The following is a 5,195-nucleotide window of genomic DNA, read 5'->3' on the forward strand; positions in this document are numbered from 1 at the left end:
CACCGAGGATTTCCCGTCGGGGGCTAGATATATGCTTCCGGAGCATATACTTTCCGGAAACCTACAGGTCAATCCGTGAAAATCCGCGATTCCGGACACACTTTTTGACCCTTAACCCGCAAGTGCATTGATTGCCCATCGCGCCACAACGATCACGGCTGCTGCCAGGAAGGCGTCGATCCACCATGCGAGGCCGCGACGCAAGAGAAGGCCAATTCGATCCAGAATCATGCCCATAGGTTAGCGGCAATTCCGGCAGACGAAAATAATCGTGCCGGGGAAGATTTCGCCGCGCTCCGGCGACCATTGGCCCCACGTAGTGGTGAGATCCCTAGGCCATTCGGGCTCGATGATGTCCTCGATTAGGAACGGGCCTTCGCCCTGTAAAGCCTGAAACCAATCCGCGATAGTGCGATGAAATTCCGCATAGGTCAGGTTGCCATCGCGGTCTTGCTCCAGATAAGCGCGATCGAAATAGCTGATATCGGCCGTCAGATCGGTGGGATCATCAGGGAATATCCAGCGCATGGGGTGGTTGGTCGAGAGGACGAACCTACCGCCAGGTTTGAGGACACGGGAGACTTCACTTAGGGCTAAATCAAGGTTGGCAAGAAAAGGGAAGGCGCCGAACGCCGAGAAGGCTGCGTCGAAAGAGCCCGTCGCGTAGGGCAGTGAGAGTGCATCGGCCTGGGTTAAGGGGAGCCCGGGTCCAGCGTGGTTGAGCATGCCGCGGGAGATATCGAAGCCGGTGGCGAAGTGCGCGCGTGTCTGGAGCCATTCGGTACACGGGGCGGAGCCGCAGCCAATTTCGAGTACGGAGGAAGCCGAGACGTCGCCTAGCAAGTGTGCTTGGTCTTCGTGGAGCATTTCTGGGCACCAGTAAAAGGAAGAAAGGTAGTCGGGGTGCTCGGCGTGGTAATTGGCGGCGTCGCTATCCCAGTAGGCCTGGTTTGCGTGCGAGGGGGAAGTCACGGTGGGAGAAATTCCTTTGCGAAATAGTTGGTCCGTGTATTTGCCCTTTTAGCTGGACAGATGTAGTGTTGGACGGGCGTGTCTATGCCACGGGTTGTTCTAAGTCCCTGTAGGAAGGCTTTAAGCAATCACGAGGCGGGATCGAATATTCCTCTTTTTAGCTGCATTTGCGCAGCTTAGCAAGCTTTTTTCGAGAGACGCGCAGTTGTCCAATTTCGATTTCCTACATTTATTCGGAGCATTTTTTCAATATGCCATCTTCTAACACCCCGCAGGTTGCGATTAACGATATCGGAACCGCAGAGGACTTCCTCGCAGCTGTAGACGCCACCATCAAGTACTTCAACGATGGTGACATTGTCGAGGGTACCGTCGTCAAGGTTGACCACGACGAGGTACTGCTGGACATCGGATACAAGACCGAAGGCGTTATCCCTTCCCGCGAGCTGTCCATCAAGCACGACGTCAACCCGGACGAGGTTGTTGAGGTCGGCGATGAGGTTGACGCACTTGTTCTCACCAAGGAGGACAAGGAAGGTCGCCTGATCCTGTCCAAGAAGCGTGCACAGTACGAGCGCGCATGGGGCGCCATCGAGGAGCTGCAGGCCAAGGAAGAGCCTGTTACCGGTACCGTTATCGAGGTTGTCAAGGGCGGCCTCATCCTGGATATCGGCCTGCGTGGCTTCCTGCCTGCATCCCTCGTTGAGATGCGTCGCGTCCGTGACTTGGAGCCGTACATCGGCCAGGAGCTGGAAGCAAAGATCATCGAGCTGGACAAGCAGCGCAACAACGTTGTTCTGTCCCGCCGTGCGTACCTGGAGCAGACCCAGTCCGAGGTTCGCTCCGAGTTCCTGCACCAGCTGCAGAAGGGCCAGGTCCGCAAGGGCGTTGTTTCCTCCATCGTCAACTTCGGCGCCTTCGTCGATCTCGGCGGTGTCGACGGCCTGGTTCACGTTTCCGAGCTGTCCTGGAAGCACATCGACCACCCATCTGAGGTTGTCACCGTTGGCGACGAGGTAACCGTTGAGGTTCTGGACGTTGATCTGGACCGCGAGCGCGTTTCCCTGTCCCTGAAGGCTACCCAGGAAGATCCGTGGCGCGTATTCGCCCGCACCCACGCTGTGGGCCAGATCGTTCCGGGCAAGGTCACCAAGCTCGTTCCGTTCGGCGCCTTCGTCCGCGTCGAGGAGGGCATCGAGGGCCTGGTTCACATCTCCGAGCTGGCTCAGCGCCACGTCGAGGTTCCGGACCAGGTTGTCACCGTTGGCCAGGAAGTTATGGTCAAGGTCATCGACATCGATCTCGAGCGTCGTCGTATCTCCCTGTCCGTTAAGCAGGCAGACGAGGACTACACCGAAGAGTTCGATCCGTCCAAGTACGGCATGGCTGACTCCTACGACGAGCAGGGCAACTACGTCTTCCCTGAGGGCTTCGACCCTGAGACCAACGAGTGGAAGGAAGGCTTCGACGAGCAGCGTCAGGCTTGGGAGGCACGCTACGCAGAGTCCGAGCGTCGCTTCAACCTGCACACCGCTCAGATCGAGCGCAACCGCGCCGCAGCCGCTGAGGCTGCTGAGTCTGCAGAGTCCTCCAACTACTCCTCTGATTCCTCCGATGCAGCTCCGGCATCCGAGACTCAGGCAGAGGTTGGCGGCTCCCTGGCTTCCGACGAGCAGCTCGCTGCACTGCGCGACAAGCTCGCTGGCAACTAAAGCTTCCGCTTAGTTTCCGCTAAGCCTTAGGGCTTGGCTCACGGCCGCGCCCACTTCATCACCTAGATGGGGTGGGCGCGGATTTTGTGATCTTTTAGACAGTTTGTGCAATCGTTTGCCCGGATGATCGTTGCCTCTAGGTGGTTGACCAGCGGTGAAGCACTCCCAGGTAGAAAAAGTCCCTGGAAGGCCAACAAAACGGGCTTTTGTTCATGTGGGAATCCTCTTATACTCAAACCTGACGTTATAGCCAGTGCAGTACTGGTTATAAGTGGTATTTGAACTGAGGAGTAAGAAGTGGCATCTATTAAGGACACTTCCACCCACATCGTTGAAAGTATCGGCGGTGCCGACAACATCACGTCGCTGACGCACTGCGCGACGCGCCTGCGCTTCCAACTTGCCGATGCGGGGAAAGTTGACCAAGAAAAGCTCGATAGCGACCCAGCGGTGCTTGGTACCGTGCCCCAGGGTGCTCACGGCTACCAGGTAGTCATGGGCGGCGGCGTTGCTGACTACTACAACGAGATCATCAAGCAACCCGGTGTGCATGCTTCTGGTGACAAGGAGGCGTCCTCCAAGAAGGAGTATGACGGTGTTCGCGGTAAGTATGACTGGGTAGATTACTGCTTCGAGTTCCTTTCCGATACCTTCCGCCCCGTCCTATGGGCTTTGCTGGGCGCCTCGCTCATCATCATGCTTCTCATTCTGGCGGACACGGCACACATCCAGGATTTCCGCGCACCGCTGGAGGAGCAACCAGAAGGCTTCCGCCTGGCTCATGCCATGTTCCAGTCGGTCTTCTATTTCTTGCCCGTGATGGTCGGTGCGACCGCGGCCCAAAAGCTGGGCGCGAATATGTGGGTCTCCGCAGCTATTCCCGCAGCGCTTTTGACCCCCGAATTTATGTCGCTGGGTGAGCAAGGCGATACCGTCAACGTATTTGGCCTGCCGCTGGTCATCAATTCCTACGGCTCCCAGGTATTCCCGCCCATTTTGGCCGCAATCGGCCTGTACTGGGTGGAAAAGGGACTAAAGAAGATCATCCCGAGTGCAGTTCATATGGTCTTCGTGCCGTTCTTCTCCTTGCTCATTATGATTCCGGCAACAGCCTTCCTGCTCGGCCCGTTCGGCATTGGCGTGGGCAATGGCATTTCCTGGGTCCTGTACCAAATCAATGATTTCTCGCCGTTCATCCTGGCTATCGTCATTCCGCTGCTGTACCCATTCCTCGTTCCGATGGGCCTGCACTGGCCGCTGAATGTCATCATGATTCAGAACATCGCAACCTACGGCTACGACTTCATCCAAGGCCCGATGGGCGCATGGAACTTCGCCTGCTTCGGCGTTGTTGGCGCAGTCATGGTTATCTCCTTCAGGGAAAAGAACAATGCCATGCGCCAGGTTTCTATCGGTGCCTTCGCAGCGGGCATCCTCGGTGGCGTGTCTGAGCCTTCCCTCTATGGCATCTTGTTGCGCTTCCGCCGCAGCTACTACCGGTTGCTGCCAGGTTGTGCGGTAGGCGGCGCAATCATCGGTATCTTCGATGTCCGCGCTGAGGCCTTCGTCTTTACCTCTGCGTTGACCACTGGCGCTATGACGCCGCAGCTGGGCTACGTCCTTGGTATCACGGCTGCATTCCTTACCTCTTTCTTCCTGACCCTGTTCTTTGGCTACCGCACGGCGGAAGAAAAGCAGGCAGACTTGGAGCGCATCGCCCGCGAACAGGGCGAATCCGTGGATGACGTAGCTGCTCGTTCGGATTTCAAGTCCACTAAGACCGAAAAGGGCGTGTCCTCGAATGCGGGTGGCGCCGTTGCTGCCAGCGCTGCGGGCACTGCTGCTACTGGTGTTGCCGCCAAGCAGACTGGCAAGGAGGACATCGTGTTGGATTCCCCTCTGGAGGGCGAGGCAGTTGACCTTTCGGAAGTCCCAGATCCTATCTTTGCTGGGGCAAAGCTGGGGCCTGGTATGGCAGTCCAGCCAACTGGCACTACCGTCTATGCGCCTGCCGACGGCAAGGTGCTCACCGTTCAAAAGTCCGGCCATGCGGTAGGCCTTAGCCTCGACAACGGCGTGCAACTGCTCATCCACGTAGGTCTCGATACCGTTGAGCTGGGAGGCGAAGGCTTCGAAGTTCACGTGGAAAAGAAGCAACGCATTTCCGCGGGCGATAAGTTGATTAGCTTTGACCCGGAATTCATCCGTTCCAAGGGCTATAACTTGATTACTCCGGTCGTAGTTACTAACGCCATCAAGTTTGGCGCGGTCTCCGGCGAAGCCGGCCAGGTCACTCCGAATGATGAGTTGCTCCGCATTCCCCCGAAGCCGGAGGAAGCAGCGGAATAAAGAAACGCTGACACCTATAGCGACAGAGGAACCCCGCACCATGAACTGGCCCCCAAAAGTTGGACTGGTTTAATTCTAGGCGGTGAGGGGTTCAAGGGCCTGATTCCGATATTGCATCGGGGTCAGGCCCTTGAGTCGTTGTTGGATGCGTTCGGTGTTGTA

At 57.2% G+C, this 5,195-nt stretch carries 4 protein-coding genes; 2 read left to right on the forward strand and 2 right to left on the reverse strand.

Annotated elements, in window-relative coordinates; translation table 11 throughout:
* Positions 1 to 240: 240 nt before the first annotated feature.
* Positions 241 to 972, reverse strand: coding sequence for a class I SAM-dependent methyltransferase (locus MHY13_RS11950; protein WP_239283234.1), 732 nt, complete (start codon positions 970 to 972; stop codon positions 241 to 243).
* 251 nt (positions 973 to 1,223) lie between these two features.
* Between MHY13_RS11950 and rpsA the strand changes: the two genes are divergently transcribed.
* Both rpsA and MHY13_RS11960 read left to right on the forward strand, forming a co-directional pair.
* Positions 1,224 to 2,684, forward strand: coding sequence for a 30S ribosomal protein S1 (rpsA, locus tag MHY13_RS11955; protein WP_023021654.1), 1,461 nt, complete (start codon positions 1,224 to 1,226; stop codon positions 2,682 to 2,684).
* 297 nt (positions 2,685 to 2,981) lie between these two features.
* Positions 2,982 to 5,033, forward strand: a complete 2,052-nt coding sequence (locus tag MHY13_RS11960; protein WP_239236342.1) for a glucose PTS transporter subunit IIA — start codon at positions 2,982 to 2,984, stop codon at positions 5,031 to 5,033.
* A 75-nt stretch (positions 5,034 to 5,108) separates the two neighbouring features.
* Here MHY13_RS11960 and MHY13_RS11965 read toward each other — a convergent pair.
* A partial coding sequence (locus MHY13_RS11965) for an IS3 family transposase (protein WP_239282412.1) occupies positions 5,109 to 5,195 on the reverse strand: 87 nt, incomplete at its 5' end.

The sequence above is a fragment of the Corynebacterium sp. ACRPE genome (genome assembly GCF_022347435.1).
GTDB lineage: Bacteria > Actinomycetota > Actinomycetes > Mycobacteriales > Mycobacteriaceae > Corynebacterium > Corynebacterium tuberculostearicum_D.

Coding starts and splice junctions, on each gene's coding strand:
- rpsA (WP_023021654.1), top strand. CDS start 1,224: ATGCCATCTTCTAACACCCCGCAGGTTGCGATTAACGATATCGGAACC.